The organism is Neobacillus sp. B24, from assembly GCF_055381825.1.
The window spans coordinates 5090065-5105887 of sequence record NZ_AP035777.1; the positions used below are offsets into that span (position 1 = coordinate 5090065).

The 15823-nt window shown below is 40.7% G+C and carries 15 protein-coding genes; 6 read left to right on the plus strand and 9 right to left on the minus strand.

Going from position 1 to position 15823, the window contains the following annotated elements; genetic code table 11:
- Positions 1-30 precede the first annotated feature (30 nt).
- Entirely contained in the window at positions 31-717 is a 687-nt protein-coding gene (locus ACZ43M_RS25060) for a hypothetical protein (RefSeq protein ID WP_464505234.1), read from the plus strand.
- Between the two features lie 1001 nt (positions 718-1718).
- On the opposite strand, the gene ACZ43M_RS25065 is transcribed toward ACZ43M_RS25060, so the two are convergent.
- The 4 genes from ACZ43M_RS25065 to ACZ43M_RS25080 all read right to left on the minus strand — a co-directional run bounded on the left by ACZ43M_RS25065 (position 1719) and on the right by ACZ43M_RS25080 (position 6839).
- Positions 1719-2441 carry a GntR family transcriptional regulator gene (locus ACZ43M_RS25065; protein WP_464505235.1) on the minus strand — a complete coding sequence of 241 codons (723 nt, stop codon included), beginning with the start codon at positions 2439-2441 and terminating at the stop codon, positions 1719-1721.
- Between the two features lie 149 nt (positions 2442-2590).
- The gene (locus tag ACZ43M_RS25070; RefSeq protein ID WP_464505236.1) at positions 2591-3919 is read right to left on the minus strand and encodes a PTS sugar transporter subunit IIC; all 1329 of its coding nucleotides are present in this window, start codon (positions 3917-3919) and stop codon (positions 2591-2593) included.
- Between the two features lie 7 nt (positions 3920-3926).
- Positions 3927-5333 carry a glycoside hydrolase family 1 protein gene (locus ACZ43M_RS25075; RefSeq protein ID WP_464505237.1) on the minus strand — a complete coding sequence of 469 codons (1407 nt, stop codon included), beginning with the start codon at positions 5331-5333 and terminating at the stop codon, positions 3927-3929.
- A gap of 315 nt (positions 5334-5648) precedes the next feature.
- Positions 5649-6839, minus strand: a complete 1191-nt coding sequence (locus tag ACZ43M_RS25080) for a S8 family serine peptidase (protein WP_464508112.1) — start codon at positions 6837-6839, stop codon at positions 5649-5651.
- Positions 6840-7113: 274 nt separating this feature from the next.
- On the opposite strand from ACZ43M_RS25080, the gene ACZ43M_RS25085 reads away from it, so the two are divergent.
- Positions 7114-8073: an N-acetylmuramoyl-L-alanine amidase gene (locus ACZ43M_RS25085; protein WP_464505238.1), complete on the plus strand. Its 960-nt coding sequence runs from the start codon at positions 7114-7116 to the stop codon at positions 8071-8073.
- 105 nt (positions 8074-8178) lie between these two features.
- Here the strand turns inward: ACZ43M_RS25085 and ACZ43M_RS25090 are convergent, their stop codons facing one another.
- On the minus strand, positions 8179-8418 hold the full coding sequence (locus tag ACZ43M_RS25090) for a hypothetical protein (protein WP_464505239.1): 240 nt from the start codon (positions 8416-8418) through the stop codon (positions 8179-8181).
- A 698-nt stretch (positions 8419-9116) separates the two neighbouring features.
- Here ACZ43M_RS25090 and ACZ43M_RS25095 point away from each other — a divergent pair.
- Entirely contained in the window at positions 9117-9476 is a 360-nt protein-coding gene (locus ACZ43M_RS25095) for a hypothetical protein (RefSeq protein ID WP_464505240.1), read from the plus strand.
- On the opposite strand, the gene ACZ43M_RS25100 is transcribed toward ACZ43M_RS25095, so the two are convergent.
- Both ACZ43M_RS25100 and ACZ43M_RS25105 read right to left on the minus strand, forming a co-directional pair.
- Positions 9415-10263 (minus strand): quinone oxidoreductase family protein, encoded by an 849-nt coding sequence (locus tag ACZ43M_RS25100; RefSeq protein ID WP_464505241.1) that lies wholly within the window; start codon positions 10261-10263, stop codon positions 9415-9417. The two genes, ACZ43M_RS25095 and ACZ43M_RS25100, sit on opposite strands and share 62 nt — an antisense overlap.
- Positions 10264-10439: 176 nt before the next feature.
- Entirely contained in the window at positions 10440-11213 is a 774-nt protein-coding gene (locus ACZ43M_RS25105) for a MurR/RpiR family transcriptional regulator (protein WP_464505242.1), read from the minus strand.
- Between the two features lie 186 nt (positions 11214-11399).
- On the opposite strand from ACZ43M_RS25105, the gene ACZ43M_RS25110 reads away from it, so the two are divergent.
- Genes ACZ43M_RS25110 through ACZ43M_RS25120 form a run of 3 tightly spaced genes read left to right on the plus strand, consistent with a single transcriptional unit; the run spans position 11400 to position 14779 of the window.
- Positions 11400-12737: a 6-phospho-beta-glucosidase gene (locus ACZ43M_RS25110; RefSeq protein WP_464505243.1), complete on the plus strand. Its 1338-nt coding sequence runs from the start codon at positions 11400-11402 to the stop codon at positions 12735-12737.
- Positions 12737-13462 carry a glucosamine-6-phosphate deaminase gene (locus ACZ43M_RS25115; RefSeq protein ID WP_464505244.1) on the plus strand — a complete coding sequence of 242 codons (726 nt, stop codon included), beginning with the start codon at positions 12737-12739 and terminating at the stop codon, positions 13460-13462. The genes ACZ43M_RS25110 and ACZ43M_RS25115 overlap by 1 nt, the downstream gene beginning before the upstream one ends.
- A 51-nt stretch (positions 13463-13513) precedes the next feature.
- The gene (locus tag ACZ43M_RS25120; protein ID WP_464505245.1) at positions 13514-14779 is read left to right on the plus strand and encodes a PTS sugar transporter subunit IIC; all 1266 of its coding nucleotides are present in this window, start codon (positions 13514-13516) and stop codon (positions 14777-14779) included.
- A gap of 153 nt (positions 14780-14932) precedes the next feature.
- On the opposite strand, the gene ACZ43M_RS25125 is transcribed toward ACZ43M_RS25120, so the two are convergent.
- Together ACZ43M_RS25125 and ACZ43M_RS25130 are read right to left on the minus strand one after the other, a co-directional pair.
- Positions 14933-15331, minus strand: coding sequence for a hypothetical protein (locus ACZ43M_RS25125; protein WP_464505246.1), 399 nt, complete (start codon positions 15329-15331; stop codon positions 14933-14935).
- Entirely contained in the window at positions 15303-15557 is a 255-nt protein-coding gene (locus ACZ43M_RS25130) for a hypothetical protein (protein WP_464505247.1), read from the minus strand. The genes ACZ43M_RS25125 and ACZ43M_RS25130 overlap by 29 nt, the downstream gene beginning before the upstream one ends.
- Positions 15558-15823 lie beyond the last annotated feature (266 nt).

Sequence of the window (15823 nt, forward strand, 5' to 3'; positions counted from 1 at the left end):
CAATATAGGTTTAAAAATGGGGGATGGGATTTGGATCAGTTAAAACGGTTATTGATTGATGGACAATGGTATGAGCATGTTTACATGATATCAATCATAGTAACTGCACTATGTTTTATTTGTTTTTTATTCATTTTGGCACCTTATCTTCGGATATCCGGTCTAATACAAAATGAGTATCGCAGGCTTAGTGCCGGCCATTTTTTTATATCGTTCAGGAAAGCGAAACAAAGGGAACTGCTTAACAGGGCAAAATTAAGTGTTGCTTCCAGAACGAACCAGTATATATTTTATAGCTTAGGCACCTTTTTCTCTGTTATTTCAGCAATAAGTTTTGGAGTGGCTTTTTGGTTTTTTCTTGGGGGGGCTGTTTACGAAGGATTTTTTATCAATAACGGAGATCCTGTCACCCATTCAGTTGTTCCAGAGGATCAGGATGATGATGAAACCGAAGAAATCATAGACGAAAACGATGATAATGTGCATCATGTTGATTCTCATTGGGTCGATGGATATGAACGGTCGGATGGGACCGATGTAGAGGGGTATTGGCGAGGCGGCGAAGATGGATATGAGCGCTCCAATCCAGATGGGGATCCCTCTAATAACCTTGACAGTGATTATGACTCTGGAGGCGGGGATTATAATTACGATGCTGAAGATGATGGTTATGATGGTCTCGGTGCAGAATTAGGGGAGTTCCTCTTTGGTAACTAGTTCCCTCGAGCTCCCTGAGAGCGCAGCCCCAAAGCTTGCTGTGGCACGGAACTAACTAAATCACTTTTATAAAGGGGTTTTTTTGTATATAATAAACATATCATAAAAGAGAGAAGTGCTGGAACACTTCTCTCTGCAACTGCTGCCGTCAGGGTGGTGGTTGGTGATGTATTAATTATTTATGCGAACCACCCTTTTGCTTCCTACGGCGCGGGGTGGTTTTCTCGTTGTCTAGGATGTTTTTTCGAAAAAAATAAGCGCTAGTTTCACGCAAAACTCCTTTCAAAATTTCTCGTAGAATTTCAAGAACAGTTTCCAGGGGCATCACCTCCTTCCCTAGGTAAAGGAAAAGGAAGATCAACAACCTGTCCACCCTCACAATATTCAGTTGCTACTCCATTCTACCACATTCTACCTATCTAATAACCTAACAACCTTCGATAAAATTCGAGTGGTGACTAGGCACCGGAAGTTAAAACCACACTTAGGAGAGCACCACTAGAACCGTCCGGGACCTGTGAAAGTTTCTACCTATAGTCATTATTTAAAACATGAAAATCATTTTATGAAGTGCTGAATTCTTTTTCAATCAAATAAAATGGACACCCGGAGGAGTTCATGGTTTTGTTCCTAATAAAGAACCCCCCCATGTGATATAATAGGTACGACCAAATACCAATATCAAAAAGGGGGTTTTTCTTGTGCTTCAACTAATACACCTACATTACCAAATTATGAAGAGATACCTGACCCTCAAGAAGCCAAGGTTGGTTATGAAGGGATATTTAGATACTTTGATAGAGCTATGGCCTATTAAGCATATCGATACAGGCCAAATTGACGGTAATAGTAGTAAAATTAAAGAGGATAGCATCCTCTTTTCTTTACTGTTTTTCTCTATTCTTCCTCATAATTTATACCTAAAGAGCAGTTCTCCAACATTAATAATATTTATAGGATTTAGTTTTTCACAGGTCCCGAACCGTCCCCATGGTTCCTTGTTAGTTTTTATACTTCAAATCCACAACGAGTATATCCCCCATATCATAGCGATGCCGGGTTCTGGAGTATTCGAAGGGGACGCCGCTATCTAAGTAAACCACTTGATTGATTTCAAGGACAGGTTCGCACTCAGTACATTTTAGATATTTCTTATCGAACTCATCTGGTTTGTCAGCTCGGATCCGCCTATTCGCTCCACCGATTTTTAAACCAAGGTCATGTTTAATATATTGATAAATAGACTGGTGCAAAATTTCTTCTGTTAGATTCGGAATCACATCAACAGGCATTTTGGTATGTTCTATTAAATAAGGTTCGTCATCTAATAGTCGAAATCGGATGATGTCATAAATCGGCTTGTTCTTGGTAATCATGAGTTTTTCACATTCATCCTCATTAGGAAACCGAACAACAAAAGAAATGATGACACTTGAAATTTCCCCTTTGCCCTTGATTTGACCGGTTAATCCTGAATATTCATCCGCTCTTGAATCCAACTTGGACATTTGTAACGCATTTTTCCTTACGAACGTACCTGAACCTTGGATACTGTATACTAACCCTTCAACAAATAATAAATCCAGGGCTTTTTTTATTGTGACTCTGCTGGTATTAAACTCTGCAGCCAATTTTTCCTGTTCAGGAAGGGGTTTTGATGAATCATATATTTCATTTATGATACGATTTCGTATTTCATCTGCTATCATTTTGTACTTAACCATTGTTACACCTCAAAATTTTTTCATGAACAAAGCTCTTCCTAAAAAACCTTATCCATATAAAAAGAGAAAACCGCCTCGTGACGCTAAGTTCAAAGACGATTTTCCCCTTACTAAAAATAATAGCATATACTTTAGGACTTTGGAAGGATTTACGCTGCTTTATCGGCACTCATTTGGCTTACACGCTCACTAATTTTCATGAATGGCAAGTATAAGAAGGCACCGCCGATAATGATGACAGCCTGGACGAGAACAGCTTTCCAGTCACCAGCTGTTGCTAAGTAAGCGCTAAGTAATGGTGGTGTTGTCCAAGGGATATACACCACTGTTTTACTGATGAATCCTATTGCCGTAGCAAAATAGGCGACGATAATACCTAGGGCTGGCAATAGTACGAATGGAATCATCATCGGTAAATTAAACACGATTGGATAACCAAAGATCACTGGCTCATTAATATTAAACAATCCAGGGCCTGTTGCTAATTTCGCAATATCCTTTGAAGCTCTGCTTTTACCAAAAAGATAGATGGCAATTAGAAGTGAGATTGTGCTTCCTGTACCGCCAATCATACCAAATGTAGGAACAAAAGCTGAATTGATAATATGTGGAATCTCTTGACCATTTTGAAATGCCAGCATATTTTCGTTCATGTTTGCCAACAACAGGGGATCTAACAATGCCCCGTTCACAACAGTTTGGTGGATTCCAAGGGAAAATAGGAAGTTACCAATACTGTATATGACCACGGTCCCAATCAAACTGGTATTAATCTTCCGTAGAGGTTCCTGAATCATTGTAGAAATTAACGAGATTAAATTGGTATCAAATCCTACAGTTAGAATTAAAGCAATGATACCAAATAGAGATAAAGCTAATATGGCAGGGATCATAACGCCAAATGATTTTCCGACTGCAGGCGGGATATTCTCCCCCAAATTAATCTCAAACTTTTTAATGCTCGATAATTTGATGAAAATTTCGGTTGCTACTAATCCAATTATGATACCTGCGAACATCCCGGTAGTACCTAGATTCCCGAATGTCAAAACGCCTGAAACATTTACTGCTTTTTCCGCTCCGACAGGAACGACTGAAACTGTACTTGGCATCATTATGACAAGAGTGGCAATGGCTATGGATGCGGAAGCGATTGGACTCTTAAAGTTTCTATTTCTAGACAAGCTGTAGGCAATCATAGGTGCAATCAATAGTCCGGCAATATTTAAGGTACCATTTGTAATGGTGTTTCCCCAATATTGGGCCTTTGTTAAAATCTCCCCTTCCCAGAACCAAGGGAAGACAACATTGTTTACAAGTACTGCTAAACCAGCCAAGATAAATAACGGCATAATGACTGCAAATGCATCCCGTAATGATCGCAGATGGATTTGATCGCCTAACTTAGCTGCAAACATGGTGAATTTATCGAGAAAGGATGTTTTATCTGCACCATCCAATTGTGAACTCTTGCTCATTACCTACTCACCTTCCCTGTAATTCGAATTGGGATTCCTCTAACTTCTCTCCATTACTTTTTATTACTTGCTGCAGCCACCAGAAGCTTTTCTTCGGTACACGTTTTAAGTCTTTCAATTCATGGTTCTCACGGTTTACATACACAACACCATACCGTTTGCGCATATCGCCTTGAGAACTTAAGATATCGATTAATCCCCATCCTAAATAGCCAATAACATCAACACCATCAATAAAAATAGCATCCTTCATGGCCCGGAAATGGTCTTTGTGATACTTAATCCGGTAATCATCTTGAATCTCATTTTCGCCATCCCATGATTCAATCACGCCAATTCCATTTTCAATTGGGAAAACCGGCAATTTATATCGGTTATAAATCTTATTTAAAATGTCCCTAAAACCAAGCGGGTCAATTTGCCAATTCCACTCGGTTGTATCTAAATGTGGATTATCCTGTTTTCCAAAAGTCATATAATCGTTGACAGCTGTTCCTTCAGGCACCAAATCACTATTAACTGTTGTGCTGGCATAATAACTAAATGAAAGGAAGTCACTTCTTAGCTTCGCCAGTTCTTCTAGGTCTCCCTCTTTAATGCCCATGTCAATGTTCTCACGCTGGACATAGGTCAGGACCTCGTTTGAATATTTTCCATATGTAAAGGCTTCTAGTAGATTGTGATTGAAAAATTCATCAAGCTTTCTAGCAAATAAGACATCTTTTGGTTTACAAGTTGCCGGATAGATCTCTGAGTAGGCCAGCATGCCGCCGATTAAAAGATTTTCATAGTTTTCATGAATATAATTCGTAATATAAGCGTGGGCCATCATGACGTGATGTTGAATTTGATAGAGTTCATTTAATGTTTTTTCGCCCTTCATATAGCCGCTAATCTTAAAGGCTTCCGGCATATGATATAAATTTTGCTCATTAAAGGTAATCCAATATTTTACCTTATGCGAGAATCGCTTAACCATTTCTTTGCCATATCGGACAAAAGCATCTACCACTTCTCTGCTGAGAAATCCGTTGTATTTTTCTGCTAAATGGAGCGGCATATCAAAATGATATAAACAAATCATTGGTTCAATTCCGCGTTCAATCAATCCGTCAATAAACTTGTCATAGAAAGCTATTCCTTCTTCATTGAAATCTCCATCACCTAATGGATTCACACGGCTCCAGGAGATTTGGAAACGGTAACAATTCATGCCAAGCTGCTGCATAAAGTCAAAGTCTTCTTCATAGCGGTGGTAGCTGTCAGTTGCTACTTTCCAGTCGGATGCATATTGGGATGCTTCGCGAATATCATACACGGACATTCCCTTCCCGCCTTCATTCCATGCCCCTTCTGTCTGCATACTTGAAACAGAGTTCCCCCATAAAAATCCATCTCTTAACCTATCAGTCATTGTTTCGCCCTCCTGCTTTTTGAAAATTTAAGTATTTACACTGTTAATTGTAAATCCATAAATAAAATTTGTAAATACAAATTTTATTATTTGTTAATACCTTTTTAATAATAGTAACCTCTCAAATAAAAAAGCTCGCGAACAATAAAGTGTGTTCGCGAGCTTCAATTTAATTTCATAGATAGGATTCGATGTTTTATTTGCGATTTTTAGAGTAATTGAGTTTACAGACCATCCCTATAATTTCGTTCAATTAGAAAAGCCTTCTCAAATCAAAGTGAGAAGGCTTTTTCGTACGATACCTGCCACGGAAATTTAATAAAATGGATGAGCAACTGGACCTGGTGCCTGACTGCCTTTTTTCAGCAATACAATCTCAATGGCTTCCATGCGTTTTGCTTTGCCTTGTGTTCCGGCAGGCCTCCCATTTTTAGCCCAGTCCAGCCATCCATAGTCTTGGACATGAACCCGATAATATACATCGTAATAGTTTGCCATTTCTCCGGTCAACTTGATTTTGACCGCTTCCATTCGTTTATTTTGACCAACAGTACCTGATACCTCTCCATTTGCTACATCATTTAACCACCCGTAGTCCTGAACATGAGTCGAATAGACGATATCCCCGCTGTATGGAGTAGTATAATCCAGGTTGATTTTAATGGCTTCCAAGCGTTTAGATTGCCCATAGGTGCCACTCGTCTGACCGTCAGAAACAAAATTCATCCAGCCGTATGTTTCAACATAAGATGCATAGCTTACCCAAGGATTTGGTACATCGCTACCAAGAGAATTGTAATAAATGAGTCCAATACCATAGTAGGGATCTGGGCCAGTAACGCCTAAATCTTTGGAATTTACCTGCAGCTGTCTTATAAGTTCCCCATTTTTTAAATTAGGGTATGCTTGTTTTAAAAGAGCCATCATGCCAGCAACATGGGGTGATGACTGTGATGTGCCGCTTTCGATTGCATATTTCCCTTGTGTAAAGGTACTGATAATATTTTCTCCCGGAGCTGAAAAATCAACTTCATTTCCAGTTGAAGAAAAACTGCTTACATTCAAGAGTTCGTTGACAGATGAGACGGCAACCACATGATTAAATTTCGCCGGATACAGTACGGGACTACCTAAGCCGTTGTTCCCACTGGCAGCCACAACAAGAATACCCTTGTCATATGCACGATTAATCAGCTCTTCAAATAATTGGCTGTATGAAGGACTGCCAAAACTGAGATTAATAATATTCATACCATTCGCAATGGCCCAATCTAACCCTTCCAAAATATCTTGCAAATTCCCTTCGCCAGAGGCATCCATTACCTTAATGGCATACAAGTCAACATCAGGCGCTACCCCGGTGACATCTAATCCATTGATACTAGCAATTCCTGGCTGAGCAGCAATAATGCCGGCAACATGGGTTCCGTGTCCACGAAAATAAGAATGAGACAGGAAAAGAGATGGATCAAGAACCGGGTTTGTTTCTTCCGTTTCATTAAGAATTCACTCCAGTGTAGATTTCGTAAATAGATGAAGATAGGAACAGGTTAGGATTTCAAACTATAAATCTACTATCTTGCATTTATACGATTTATTATATAATCTAATTGGAACATAAGAAACTACTACTTTATGGGAGGTCCCCTTCCTATTCTGTAAAAATACTTGTCGACTAGACAAAAAAAGAAGAGAAAAAATGATTCCAGTTTCCTAGTACCGTAGCACCTCGCATAATGCTTGTATCATTCATTTAATATAATGAAGGAGAGGATACGGAATGGCTAAAAAAATCATGTGGGATCCCGGCCATGGCGGTATAGACCCAGGTGCCGTTGCCAACGGACTCCAAGAAGCGAATTTAACATTGAGAATCGTCCAGCACGCGATGACCTATTTAGAATCTTATTACATGGGGTTTGAACAGCGGGCTACTCGAACAACCGATACAACCGTGGAGTTATCCAAACGCGATGTCCCTGCTAATGCCTGGCCCGCTGATGTATTTGTATCTGTCCACATAAACGCAGGCGGCGGTACTGGCTTTGAAAGCTATGTCCATACAAATGCGAGCGCTTCAAGCGTTGCTCTTCAAAATCTTTTACATGCCGAGATTTTAGAAGCTGTGCGGCAGCACGGATCGATAGCAGACCGTGGTAAAAAGCGAGCAAACTTCGCGGTATTAAGGACAACCAATATGCCCTCTATTTTGACCGAAAATCTGTTTATCGATAGCAACGATGCTAATCGACTGAAAGATGCAGCATTCATTAAAGCGGTTGGGGAAGCGCACGCTCGAGGTGTTGCTAAGTTTTTAGGGCTGACAGTCAAACCTCAAGCGGTTGCCCCATCAAGTCCTTCGATTGTGTATGAGGCACATTTACAGGGTGTTGGATGGCAAGGGCCACGGAGAGACGGCCAGACGGCAGGTACCACTGGACAGAATAGACGCTTAGAGGCTTTAACCATTAGATTGGAACATTTAGATGCCAAGCTAACAATAGAAGGGCATGTCGAAAATAAAGGCTGGACAACGGCTCGGACTAACGGGGAAGTGGTAGGAACCATTGGTGAGGGACTAAGACTTGAGGCCATAAAAATAAGCTGTGATAAACGCGGCATCACCTATCGTGTTCACATTCCAAATATCGGATGGACAGAGTGGATGAAGAACGGTGAGGTGGCTGGTACTACTGGTCGAGGATTACAGATTGAGGCGATTGAGATTAAGTTCGGTTAACATTGAAAAGCGCCTTGCTCATTGTAAGGTACAACCTCAGTCAAGGACATGTTTTAAAAAAAGCCTAGGCAGATTTCCATTAAAAAAATAAATATCCAGTGCCAGTCACCCATTATGGTAACTGGCACTGGATATTTTACAAACTTCTCTAGCAAGATACTCTAGTGTGTAAAGAGCAGATACTTGTGTGGTAATGTCCGCACCCTCAATTATTTCCGTTGTCATATAATAGGGAATATTCACATGTGATAGTTTGGCAAGGGGGCATTTAGACGTATTGGTTATGGAAATAATCGAGCTTTCACTCAGCGACATAATGGCATCTAACCCTAAATAGCCTGTCATGCTTCGAGTGTTCTCACCAAATGGTTGCGCATGTCCAACCTAATTGGACGTTTGTTTAAATAGGCATAAAGCCCTAATACCGCAGGCTTTCTATCTCCAATATTCTCAAATGTCCCGTCAGTCAGACATACGTTTAAGTGAATCCCTTCAAAACGTTGGCAAATAAACGAATCTGCCTCCGAACATGTAAGAAGTTTGATGAATCCTGACAGATTAAGAGCACTCCTTTCCAGAAGCCGGATGCAAACCATGATTATTCTCCCGTTGTCGACAAGATTCACTACTGCCACCTCTAATCAAACGCTTGTATAAAACACCCAAAAATCCACATATAATAGGCATTAATCCTCCATTTAGCCTGCAAATATTGTCATGTAATCAAACGTTTGTCCGGTTTCGTCTCAAACCTTCTCTCCACTAGTTTTCCTTGCTATCTCTATCTCAACCGAATGTCGTAATCTCTCACTCAACAAAAGAAGCCAGGACTTCTAGTACAACTCTCACCCTTTACTGCATTGTTGATTTTCATGCGAAATTATTATTCATTAATATGTTTTGCATTATAAAACGATTTTGGAAAATTGTGTTAAAATTTATCTATAGACGTTAAAGAGATTGTAGTTACGCGAACGTGGCACGGTTGGTACACGAAAGTGGAAAATACAAGGCAGTTAAATATAAATTTAGGGGAGATGGAAATGAGTAAAGGAAGAATATTAACCTGGGGTGGCTTACTCTTAGTGGTGGTCGGAATATATATTCAATCTTTTCTATCAACTCAATGGTTTGTAATCGGCACATTGATTGGATTATCTGGAATTATTTTAAACGCAATTAGCATGTACTTGCCTACATCGAATGGAGGTCAAGGAATAAAACTTAAATTTACAAATGTTTTAGGCTGGTTCATCATTTTATTCTGGATTATAAGTTGGGCCTTTTTTAGAGAAGAATTATCTTTTGTTACGACTGGGATAGGTGGACTTCTTTGCATCATTATTGGTTTCCCGTTAACCTATTATAAGGGTAAAAAGAATGGAAAAATAGTTGATAGGTAAATGGATCTCCCCCAGTGAGCGTTTTGGAGGTATCCATCAACATACGAGGATCCACTGGGGCTGGATCTCCACCTGCCATTTCGGAAAAGACAACGTTACCACCGATGCGCGTCACCGCAAAACTGTCCATGAGGGTGGAGCCGATTGATTCATAAACCACATCGACCCCTTTGCCGTTCGTTTCTTCCAGCACTTTCTGCTTCCAGTCATCGTTATACTGAAAAACCAAATCCGCTCCCGCCTTATTGGCAGCTTCCACCTTTTCCTTGGAAGACGTTAAGCCGATTACCTTTCCACCAAGAAGCTTGACCATTTGAACAAGAAGCTGCCCGACACCGCCGGCTGCAGCGTGTACTAAGACAACATCGTTATTTTTTACCGCATAGCTGTCCCTTGTAAGATAATGGGCAGTCAGCCCTTGAAGGAGTACGGATGCCGCCTCCGTAAAGGAAATGGATTCTGGCAGAGGGATCAATTTCTCATATGGAACAGCTATGAGCTCTGCATTGGTAAATGGAACATCCGCGAATGCTACACGGTCTCCTGGGCGTATACCTTGCACGTCTGCGCCTACCTTTTCTACCATGCCGGCCCCTTCATAGCCCAAAATATAGGGAGGCTCGCCGGCAAGATGATAATTTCCTTTCCTTCTATATATGTCGGCAAAGTTCAGTCCAATGGCTTTTATTCTGACAAGAATTTCATCCGGACCGATGACAGGATCCTGTACTTCGCGATATTCCAGGACTTCCGGACCTCCAAATGTATGGAAAACAAGTGCTTTCATCTCTATACCTCATCTCTAGGGTTAATGATTACATGCAATATTAATGGAGAACAGTTATTGCCATAAATATTCCATACTCATAACTGCAATTATACTCCACAATAAACCCTCACCCTATACGCTGACAACCTTCGAAAAAAATTCCCGAGCAGTGACAGGCACCTTTAAATTCCCCACTAGAACCGTCCCCCTGGTTCCGTCTCTAATTCGGCTGAGGCGAGTTTGCGGACTTCTCTGGCTAGGTATTCTAGGGTGTAGAGGGCGGGGACTTGGGTGGTGATGTCGGCGCCTTCGATTTTTTCTGTTGTCATGTAGTAGGGGATGTTGACGTGTGATAGTTTGGCTAGTGTGCATTTGGATGTATTGGTTATGGATATAATAGTGCTTTCGCTTAGATTAAAGTGACTGATGTATTGGATGATTTCCTGCGTTTCTCCGGAAACGGACAGGGCTACGATACAGAGCTTTTTGGCTAGTTTTTTATTAAAAAAGCTAACAGGTAGATTGGTAGGATCTTCAATGCGAAAGGCCATACTGAAAAGCGAAGAAAAATAGAGTGCGCCATACTCGGCCAGGATATGTGATGAACCGACTCCGATAAATAACACGAGTTCTTTTTGGGTTAATAGATGGGCGGCTTGCCGAATCTTTTCTTGGAACGACGCTCCCATGCTTCTTTCTACAAAATTAATAATCGCTGTTTCATCAATCGGCATGGTCTTTCTCTTTTTGCTGCTTTCAAAATACATCAGCAATTTTGCTTTAAAGTCGGAAAACCCATTGCAGTCCATCTTCCGGCAAAAGCGCATCACACTAGCTGTGCTAGAATGTGTTTCAGCTGCCAGGTCACGGATTCTCATATAAATCACTTTTTCAATGTTTGCAGATATATAGTTATAAATATCTAAATCTATCCCGGATAACTCTGGATTACGCTCTAAAAATAGCATCCTTTCCCCTCCTTACAGCATCTTTAGAAGTAGTATAGCATGCCTCTAGTAGTGTAACAACACGTAACAATTATGTTACATTTACCAATCTCCCCACAATTGTAACCGTTGTCACGAATTCTATTATCATCTTCTCCCTATTTATTATAATGATAGATAATCAACTATCGAAAGGAAGGTACCGGTATGAAACAGGGAATTAAAATTGCCACCATTGGCGGGGGATCCAGTTATACACCAGAGTTAATTGAAGGCTTCATTAAGCGGTTTGATGAGCTTCCTGTACGAGAAATCTGGTTAGTGGATATTGAAGAGGGGAAAGAAAAGCTCAATATTGTGGGAAACCTGGCCAAACGAATGGTGAAAAAAGCGAATTTACCCATTAAGATCCATTTAACGTTAAACCGGGAAGAAGCCCTTAAGGACGCTGACTTTGTGACCACTCAATTTAGAGTCGGACTATTGAAGGCTCGTGAAAAGGATGAAAGAATCCCGTTGAAATACAATACCATCGGTCAGGAAACGAACGGACCAGGTGGACTGTTCAAAGGACTGCGCACCATTCCAGTTATTCTTGAAATCTGCAAAGATATGGAACGACTATGCCCCGATGCGTGGTTAATCAACTTTACCAATCCAGCTGGCATGGTAACGGAAGCCGTCCTGCGCTATAGCAAGATTAAAAAGGTGGTCGGCTTATGTAACGGACCATACGGAATTCAACGCGGCATAGCAGAAGTATTAGACGCCGATATGAATGATATCTATGTGGAGTTTACTGGACTTAATCATATGGTTTTTGCAAAAACCATCTATCTTCACGGAAAAGACGTAACAGCCGATGTGCTGAAAAAAATGACGTCTCCGGGTGAGGACACGGTTTCTCTGAAAAACATTGAAGACTTAGGCTGGGAGCCTGAATTCCTTCGTACCTTAAACATGGTCCCGATTGGCTATTTACGTTATTACTATCAAACTTCCAAAATGCTAGCTGAACAATTACTAGCAGCAGAAAAAGAAGGAACACGGGCACAAGTGGTTCAAAAAGTAGAAAAAGAATTATTTGAACTTTACAAAAATGAGGACTTGGATATAAAACCAAAGCAATTAGAACAACGCGGTGGTGCTTTTTACAGTGAAGCTGCCTGTAATTTAATTAGTTCCATTTACAATGATAAACGCGATATTCAAACCGTGAACACAAAGAATAACGGTGCCATTTTGGATATAGATCCGAATTCAGCAGTGGAAGTAAACTGCGTGATCACCAAACACGGCCCGATTCCGATTGTAACCGGGGAACTTCCGATGGAGATTAAAGGCCTCGTCCAGCAGATTAAATCCTTTGAAGTGATGGCCGCAAAAGCGGCTGTGACAGGCGATTACAATACGGCACTGGTTGCGATGACGATCAATCCATTGGTGTCTAGTGATACCGAAGCCAAGCAGATGCTCGACGAATTATTGGAAGCCCATAAAGCGTATTTACCGCAATTTTTTCAACATGAGGAAGTGAATGTTTAATGAAACAAATTCATTATAGCGTTTCTAAGAATTATGAAGAAATGAGTACTGCCGCGGCAGAGCTTATCATTGAACAATTCAAGAAGGCTCCGGAGGGACTGTACTGCTTCGCCGCAGGGGATACGCCAACCCGCACACTCCAATTAGTGGTCGCTGCCCACTTACGCGGTGAAATTGATGTAACCAAAGCCTATTACATCCAGTTAGATGAATGGGTTGGCTTGGATTCCACTAATGAAGGCAGCTGCCTTTCCTTTTTAAATCGGGAGCTTTTCCAGCCGGCCGCTATACCGGAAGAGCGCATTCATACATTCAATGCGCTTTCTGATGACTTGGCACAGGAGTGCAGGAAAGCAAATCAATTCATCCAACGGCATGGCGGTATTTCTTTAAGCCTACTTGGGGTCGGTGTGAATGGCCATCTCGGCTTCAATGAACCGGGAGTTGATTTTGAAAAAGAAGCACATGTCATTGATTTGCAAGCCATTACCCAAGAGGTCGGGAAAAAGTATTTTAAAGAAGATACAAACAGGAGCCAAGGAATCACACTTGGGATTAAACAATTATTGGCTTCAGAATTGCTGATCATTGAAGCAAATGGAACACGCAAAAATGAGGCCATTGCTAAAGTGTTGAATGGAAAAGTAGATCCCTCTTGGCCCGTCACGGCCATTTGGAAGCATAGTAACGCCTACCTGCTATTGGATGAAGCGGCCGTTAACTAATTTCATTTTTTAAAAATAATAGAAATTTATAAATCATATAGGGGGTTAACGATGGACAAATTTATGAATTTTATCCAGGACAAATTAGTACCGCCATTAGTAAAGCTAGGAAATCAACGACATCTTATGGCCGTAAGGAACGGCTTAGCGATTACGATTCCCTTTATCATCATCGGGAGTTTGTTTCTCATTATTGGGAATTTACCTTTTGAATGGTGGGGGAAATTTATTGGAGATTTCGGCCCCAAGCTGAATGCTCCTGTTAATGTTACCTTCGGTGCGTTGTCACTGATCGCCTCTGCCGGGATTGGCTATAGTTTAGCCAAGGAGTATAAATTGGATCCAATCAGCGGTGGAATCATCGCTCTTATCGGGTTCCTGCTCACTCAAGTGAATGATAAGTATGAATTAATGATTGATAACTTTGGATCAACAGGTTTGTTTACCGCTATTATCGTTTCCCTCATTGCAATTGAAATTTTAAAACTATTTGTAAAGAAAAACCTTGTGATCAAGTTACCAGATGGTGTGCCGCCGGCGATTGCCAATTCGTTTGCAGCCTTACTTCCAGGCGGGGCCGTTTTATTAGTGGTTTGGTTAATCAGGGTGGTACTCGGGTTTGATATTACGGCCTTTCTAGCTTTAGTCTTCAGCCCATTGGTATTTGCCTTGAATACGTTACCTGGTATGTTAATTTTAGTTCTCTTCATCTGTTTATTATGGACCGTCGGTGTCCATGGTGATGCTGTCCTTGGAAGTATCGCCGGACCGATATTCCTTCAATATTTAACAGCAAACACAGAAGCGTATATCAATCATCAACCCATCCCCTATATTACAGCAGAAGGTTTTAACACGATGTTTGTATGTATGGGTGGTACCGGGGTTACAATGGCATTAGTATTATTATGTCTCAGATCAAAAAGTAAAGTGTATAAATCCTTTGGAAAGCTGGCGTTTCCATCTTCCGTATTTGAAATAAGTGAGCCGGTTGTGTTTGGTTTTCCAATCGTATTCAACCCATTAATGTTTATCCCATTTATCGTGACGCCGCTCGTATTAACGACGATCACCTATTTCTTAATGTATTTTGATATTATCGGAAGACCCGTTGCCATGGTTCCGTGGACCATGCCCCCTATCATCGGCCCATTCTTATTAACTGGCGGAGACTGGAAAGCAGCCGTATGGTCCGTTTTGGCATTACTGATAGCAGTCGTCATCTACTATCCGTTCTTCAAAGCAGCCGAAAAACAACAACTGCAGCTCGAAAAAAAAGAAGAACTATCCGCAGGCAACCAAGAAATATCCATGTAAGAAAACCATGATCAAAGGGCGCCAGGGGGTCACATCATTCTGGTGGGGACAGCCCCCACCAGAACCGTCCCCCTGGTCCACTCTCTACCAGCTCCACTTCCAAATTCCGGGCGGTGACACATCAGATGAAGAATCACGAAAAAAAGCCCACTACTAAATAGTGAGTTTCTGTCTGCTTTGTTTCAAGGCCTTTCGTAATACACTATTTGCTTTGCTCTGTCCATTATCAATGAAAATAAGAGATGGAATAACATCATCCCCCTTGTATTCTTTTTTCTGTCCAATTTGTTTTGCCAAACCGAATTTCTTTAGAACAGAGAAGAACTTTGGTTCAAGAAGGGCTAATCCATGAACAGAGTGTTTTGTCTTTAAATACGAGAAGATTAAAACTAACATTCTATTTAGGTTATGTATGCTATGGTGTTCCGGGAAGATAGCCACCTTATCTATTTCAATGACATTTTTCCCCAATATTGATAGCTCCTGTTCATCAAAATAGTGAACCTTTGTTTTATCCTTATAGTCAAAGTAATTGACCTCCCAAGGTACCAATCTTGCCCCCTTCTGTGTTAAGTAGAAAATATTGATCTGCATCGGGTTTCAACTCTTCTTTTTCAAATCCCATCATCTTACATACATGATCCCATCTCTTTTTAAACTCCTCCTTTTGGAATCCCGTCATAACTTTTTCTCCAACTAAATTGATAAACTCATAGTAAGATGTTTGGGAATTACCCCATTCGGTTCCTGTTTCTTTTTCCTTCATTTGCTCGTTCACACTAAAGATCTCCTTTAAAATTAAGTAACGCAGTTATGCTAGAATAGAACCCGATATCCGGGGCACACGAAAGACTTCCCTTTTCAATATAAAAAGGGTAAATATAGTATAAAAAGACTATTATTATAGTACTATAAATATTTCGTATCTGGAATATATTCGATTCGAGGTAATTAGAACTACAAATGAGAAAACGTGGGATTACCGAATGCAGTATTTCGTAATCAGAAATTCACGGAGAACAAACAAATGCGATATAATCAAAT

Excerpts from the sequence above, each read along its gene's own strand:
- ACZ43M_RS25065 (WP_464505235.1), bottom strand. The coding sequence starts at position 2,441 with ATGGTTAAGTACAAAATGATAGCAGATGAAATACGAAATCGTATCATA.
- ACZ43M_RS25070 (WP_464505236.1), bottom strand. The coding sequence starts at position 3,919 with ATGAGCAAGAGTTCACAATTGGATGGTGCAGATAAAACATCCTTTCTC.
- ACZ43M_RS25075 (WP_464505237.1), bottom strand. The coding sequence starts at position 5,333 with ATGACTGATAGGTTAAGAGATGGATTTTTATGGGGGAACTCTGTTTCA.
- ACZ43M_RS25085 (WP_464505238.1), top strand. The coding sequence starts at position 7,114 with ATGGCTAAAAAAATCATGTGGGATCCCGGCCATGGCGGTATAGACCCA.
- ACZ43M_RS25090 (WP_464505239.1), bottom strand. The coding sequence starts at position 8,418 with ATGACAGGCTATTTAGGGTTAGATGCCATTATGTCGCTGAGTGAAAGC.
- ACZ43M_RS25095 (WP_464505240.1), top strand. The coding sequence starts at position 9,117 with ATGAGTAAAGGAAGAATATTAACCTGGGGTGGCTTACTCTTAGTGGTG.
- ACZ43M_RS25100 (WP_464505241.1), bottom strand. The coding sequence starts at position 10,263 with ATGAAAGCACTTGTTTTCCATACATTTGGAGGTCCGGAAGTCCTGGAA.
- ACZ43M_RS25105 (WP_464505242.1), bottom strand. The coding sequence starts at position 11,213 with ATGCTATTTTTAGAGCGTAATCCAGAGTTATCCGGGATAGATTTAGAT.
- ACZ43M_RS25110 (WP_464505243.1), top strand. The coding sequence starts at position 11,400 with ATGAAACAGGGAATTAAAATTGCCACCATTGGCGGGGGATCCAGTTAT.
- ACZ43M_RS25115 (WP_464505244.1), top strand. The coding sequence starts at position 12,737 with ATGAAACAAATTCATTATAGCGTTTCTAAGAATTATGAAGAAATGAGT.
- ACZ43M_RS25120 (WP_464505245.1), top strand. The coding sequence starts at position 13,514 with ATGGACAAATTTATGAATTTTATCCAGGACAAATTAGTACCGCCATTA.